This is a genomic window from Bradyrhizobium sp. 153, from assembly GCF_023073835.1.
Classification (GTDB): Bacteria; Pseudomonadota; Alphaproteobacteria; order Rhizobiales; family Xanthobacteraceae; genus Bradyrhizobium.
In genome coordinates this window covers 1-4,050 of sequence record NZ_JADPKH010000080.1, presented here as the reverse complement: position 1 = coordinate 4,050, position 4,050 = coordinate 1, and the positions used below count along the sequence as shown (strand labels likewise).

Below are 4,050 nucleotides of genomic sequence, written 5' to 3'. Positions count from 1 at the left end.
GCCGGAGCAGCGTCACCACTCCCAAGTCCGCATGCACCCATGGACCACGTTTTTTAACGGGGATTCTGCCTCCAATAAGCTGACGGCCGCTACCCTCCTCGCCAAGAAGATAGCACAAGGCTGTTTCTACCCCGCGCAGGCGCGCCACAACGCTGGACAGTTTTTTAGGATATCCCGCTCGGCCTTCAACCTGGCGACCTCACGGCGCAACCGCTCGATCTCATGCTGCTCCGGCTTCATCTGCCCGTGGCCGGGAAAGGCCTGCACCGGATCGGAGCCGAACTCTTTCACCCATTTGCGCAGAACGTTCTCATGAACATCCAGGTCGCGCCCGGCCTGCGCCACCCACACCCCACGCTCCCTAACCAGCTTGACCGCCTCGATCTTGAACTCGCGACTGAACTTCCGTCTCTTCATCGGCCACCTCCGGCTTCATGAAACACCTAATCTCGGTGTCCATCAAACCGGCAGCAGCTCATTGTTGGGCTCTTTCTTCACGTATCGACTAATGAATGCGACAATACCGTCAAAATGTCGGCGGATCTCCTTTTGGTTGGCGCAATCTGCTTCATGACCACTGCTATGTGCAACATTGCGTTAGCCAGCTTGCGCGGGTTAAGGACGCCCGAATGCCGCTTATATTCGCTGCAATCGCCAACTCGCTGATCGGCTTTTGTTTAGCGTACATGCTTGGTTTGAAGAGCGGACTGGGGGCGGCCGGAATTTGGATCGGGTTAGCAATCGGGCAAGCCTTGTACGCAGGACTCCTGGTGTTTCGTTTTATGCTACTAACGAGAAGGTTTTCAGCGCGCTGGTATTGAACTCGCAAGCGGAGCAGGGCCACTATACCGAGAGATGACGGTGCTAACCGAGCGCTCTTGGTACGAAGCCAGGTTGATCGGCCGCATCCGTCGGCTCAGGCCGAAACGACCATCGCCATCGCAGGCGCAATGAGCGCTAACACCGTACCGCTCCGCGGGACCTGGCGCGGCCCCTGTAAACTCTCCAAGACAATCTTCAGCTTCTCATGCTCGGACCAGCGCCGCCGCCGGCTCGGGGTCGGAGCGGCGGCTTGAGGTCTTCACCGCAGCCGGTCGTCGGTGGAACTGGAGCGACGAGAATAAGGCGCGGATTCGCGGAGACTCGTGGCGAGTGGCGACTCGATGTGTTTCGTGGCTCGACGCATGGATTATCGCCGCAGCAGCTATTTGGTTGGCGGCGTCCGTTGTGAAGCCAGGCTTGTGGATCACCTCGTTCATTTGGCTGTGACGATCGACGTACATCATCGCGGCACGGTTGCCGCGAGTACGCATACGACGAAGACCGCGTGATTGACGCATGCGCGCAGGCACGGCGAGCTCTATGATGGCGTTGCGTGAAGATCAGGCGGCCTGCTGATCGGCGGGCCGGTCGCCTTGGCGCAGGAGCTTCCATTCCCAGGGCAGCAGTTCGTGGAGCCGTGATTTAGGAAGATCGGCGATACGGGCGAGGACATCGGCTAGCCAGGCCTTTGGATCAACGTCATTGAGACGGCACGTCGTGTGTCATTCGGCCTGCAATATTGACCCCCCGTCAAATTTGGACGCCGATTGACAGTCGCCATTAAGGCGCTCGGCCGCAAGCACATGACGCTCGACCAAGTGGAAGAGCGGCATGACGGCAAAGGTCCCGTGGCCGATCTGGTCGGCCAGCGTCGATAGCGGCGATCGATTCCCTCGGCCTTAAAGCGCAACTCTGGCGGTTGAGCGGGATATGCATGCGAACTTGTCGAGCAGGATCGTCGCCAGCAGTTGCGGACCAATGAAGCCGCGCGGCGTGGTATGGAACGGCGCAGGCGGCTGGCTGATCTTCTTGCAATGAGCGTCTTGGTCACATCCTCACCGACCTTCGCCAGCCGCGGTCCACCGCAGCAGGTGCAAGTCTTTGCAGCTTAAACGGCGACGCGCTCATGTTCGATATCGTCCGGCCACGGCTTGCGCACCGGCCGCTTGCGCGTGAAGGAAGGGACGTTCTGCGTTTTTGCTGCTGCAGCCTACGCGGCAAGCTCATCCTCGCTCGCCGTGGTAACCAGCTTCTCGAGCTCCAGCTCCAACTGTTCGAGCATCCGTGCCGTACGCTCGGAGCGCGGCCCGTACAATCGCGTTTGAGCTTCTCGATCCGCAGCTCCAGATGCGCGATCAGCGCCCCGTTGTTTGACAGCTCCGCCCGCGCACTGGCCGCCACCGCCTCGGCGTGTAGCGCTTCACGCTCGGCCTGCAGCGCCGCCAGGGCACTCGCAAGGTCCGATGGAAGATCGTCCGGCTTCGATATCATGAAGCCGTTGAAACAGATCAAGCCGCAGATTCAAACGTAAAACGACTATCCGCATTGGACGTTGAGTTACTTGAGGATGCCTCCAGTCGATGCCGGGCAGCGAGGGGATTGAGGAATGTCCCCGATAGTGAGTCTGACGAATCATCTCGTGAGATAGTCGAGGTTATGGATCCCCACCATCCTTGGTGGGGTCGCTCATATCGAGTGATCAGGAGGATCGGCCAGCCAGGCCGAGGCATTCCTGTTTCGTAGGAAGTTGAGTACCGCACAGGAAGCAGCCTTCTGATTCAAGCAACCGCAATCGAGTATTATGGAGAAGAAGCAAATCAGATTAAGCTGAGTATGGAGGCTCTACTCGAGCTTTTATTGGCAGCGGAATGTCCCGACGCACATGAGCCTGGATCCAGCCGATCTTTGGTCGACGCTGACGCCCGCGCTCCGACGCCAGATCGTCGAAGACGTTGCCGCGATTTTGGCGGAGATCTCTCATGAAGTCCGAGTTGATCACACCAGCCACTTGGCGCGCAAAGCCGTGGTCTACATCCGGCAGTCGACGCCTCACCAGGTCGTAAGCAATCAGGAGAGCCTGCGCCTTCAATACGCGCTTCGCCAGCGCGCCCGCGAACTCGGATGGCGTGAGGCGGCCATCGACGTGATTGATGCCGATCTCGGATTGAGCGCCGCGTCTATAGCACAGCGTAACCGCTTCAAGGAACTCGTTGGCCGTGTTGGCCTGAGTGAAGTGGGACTTATCCTGTCGATCGACGTGACCCGCTTGGTGCGGAATTGTACCGACTGGTATCCGCTCCTGGATATCTTGGTCTACGTGGGTGCCTGATCGCAGACCGCGATGGCGTCTATGATCCGGGCACTCCGAAGGGACGTTTGCTTCTCGGGCTGAAGGGTTCGATCTCCGAGCTTGAACAACATACGATCCGCAGCCGGCTGACCGCTGGCCTCCTGGCCAAAGCCGAACGCCGCGAACTTACGGTTATGCTACCAATCGGGCTGATGCGGGACCCAAGCGGCGTGGTCGTTAAGGATCCCGACATGGCCGTGCAAGGGCGGCTCGGTCTCGTCTTCCAGTTGTTCCTGCAGCTGCGCAGCGTTGCCAAGGTCATGCGAGCGTTGAACGAGCGTGACCTGGGACTGCCGCGTCGTGATCGGTATGGCGATTTGTGCTGGACGCGCGCGACGTTGGCTGCTGTCGCGGCGATCTTGAAGAACCCGGCATACGCGGGCGCCTTTGTCTATGGACAAACCCGCTTCCAGCCGCCGAAGCGGGAGGGTGCCCTCCCACAGGAGGCTCCGCGGCCGATGGAGGAGTGGCGGATCGTCGTTAAAGATCGATATCCAGCCTATATCGATTGGCCAATCTGTGAAAAAACCCGAACCGTCATCAGAGACAACCGAGCCGAATACATGCGCATCAAAACCCGCGGCGCGCCTCGCAATGGCGAGCTCCTGTTCCACGGCATTGCCTGGTGCGCACGGTGTGGTCATAAGATGTACGTCCCGCTACAAGGGCGGTGGCGAGTACGTATGCAATCACCTGCGGACCCAGGAAGGTCAGCCAACCTGCCAACACATTCGCGCTGCCCATATCGATGCAGCCGTTGGCGAGGCATTCCTAACCGCACTAGGTGTTTAGTCCCAGCCTTTGATGGTGCATCCTTATCGCACGATTCGAAGGAAGCGCTATGGGACAAATTTTCCACGGCTGCGCCACCACGACGG

At 59.4% G+C, this 4,050-nt stretch carries 2 protein-coding genes and 2 pseudogenes; 2 read left to right on the top strand and 2 right to left on the bottom strand.

Translation table 11 applies throughout. The annotated features are described in order from the left end of the window. Positions 1–162: 162 nt before the first annotated feature. Together IVA91_RS18755 and IVA91_RS18750 are read right to left on the bottom strand one after the other, a co-directional pair. Positions 163–417, bottom strand: a pseudogene (locus IVA91_RS18755) (transposase); the annotation flags it as partial. Positions 418–1,382: 965 nt separating this feature from the next. Next, positions 1,383–2,313, bottom strand: a pseudogene (locus IVA91_RS18750) (transposase domain-containing protein). A gap of 391 nt (positions 2,314–2,704) precedes the next feature. Here IVA91_RS18750 and IVA91_RS18745 point away from each other — a divergent pair. Further along, entirely contained in the window at positions 2,705–3,151 is a 447-nt protein-coding gene (locus IVA91_RS18745) for a recombinase family protein (RefSeq protein ID WP_247459053.1), read from the top strand. A gap of 47 nt (positions 3,152–3,198) precedes the next feature. Next, on the top strand, positions 3,199–4,050 hold an 852-nt coding region (locus IVA91_RS18740; protein WP_247459052.1), incomplete at its 3' end, for a recombinase family protein.

Excerpts from the sequence above, each read along its gene's own strand:
- IVA91_RS18745 (WP_247459053.1), top strand. The coding sequence starts at position 2,705 with ATGAGCCTGGATCCAGCCGATCTTTGGTCGACGCTGACGCCCGCGCTC.